We start from the raw sequence: 550 nt of genomic DNA, 5'->3' as shown, positions 1-550 counted from the left end.
CATTACCAACGCTGCTGGTATCGCTGCAATTGCCACATATAAGAATAAAAAGAATATTATTAAGTAAACTTGTATTAGGCTATACATTGCTTGTACCTCTCATATATAAGTCTTTGCTCTACTTCTATTTCTTTATCTCTTTTAATACTTAACATCTTTGTAATTATGTCATCTGTGCCAAAGTGTTTTACTGCTTCTTCTAGCATTTGCTGAGTATTAGTCATGGTGTTCCTCCTTTTGATAAACTCCCCTAAAATATGTTAAAATCATATCGAAAGGGGGTGGAATATATGATTAAAGATAAATATGATTTATTAAAATACCTTATTGCTTTCATGGCTTCTGATACCCGCCGTTTTAAAGACCCAGAACATAAACTTACTCAAATGATTGGTCCTCGTAAATTAAGTGAATATTTAACTGACTTAAATAATGAAGGACTTATCAATGTTTATATCGGTGGTGAAATTGAAATATTAGATGCAGGTATCAACCTTGCAATTAAATTAAATAACTGATAGTGTTTTTAATAATTTCAATATCTCGTAAG

General features: G+C 30.5%; 2 protein-coding genes. One reads left to right on the top strand and one right to left on the bottom strand.

Annotated features, from left to right (window positions below; genetic code table 11):
- Positions 1 to 74: 74 nt before the first annotated feature.
- On the bottom strand, positions 75 to 224 hold the full coding sequence (locus ACQPUY_RS17745) for a hypothetical protein (protein WP_430843382.1): 150 nt from the start codon (positions 222 to 224) through the stop codon (positions 75 to 77).
- Between the two features lie 66 nt (positions 225 to 290).
- On the opposite strand from ACQPUY_RS17745, the gene ACQPUY_RS17740 reads away from it, so the two are divergent.
- Positions 291 to 518: a hypothetical protein gene (locus ACQPUY_RS17740; RefSeq protein ID WP_430843380.1), complete on the top strand. Its 228-nt coding sequence runs from the start codon at positions 291 to 293 to the stop codon at positions 516 to 518.
- The last annotated feature ends 32 nt before the right edge of the window (positions 519 to 550 follow it).

The sequence above is a fragment of the Clostridium nigeriense genome (assembly GCF_050585245.1).
GTDB lineage: Bacteria > Bacillota > Clostridia > Clostridiales > Clostridiaceae > Clostridium > Clostridium nigeriense_A.
Note: the sequence above shows the minus strand (reverse complement) of the source record. Positions and strands in the feature narration are given on the sequence as shown.

Excerpts from the sequence above, each read along its gene's own strand:
- ACQPUY_RS17740 (WP_430843380.1), top strand. The coding sequence starts at position 291 with ATGATTAAAGATAAATATGATTTATTAAAATACCTTATTGCTTTCATG.
- ACQPUY_RS17745 (WP_430843382.1), bottom strand. The coding sequence starts at position 224 with ATGACTAATACTCAGCAAATGCTAGAAGAAGCAGTAAAACACTTTGGC.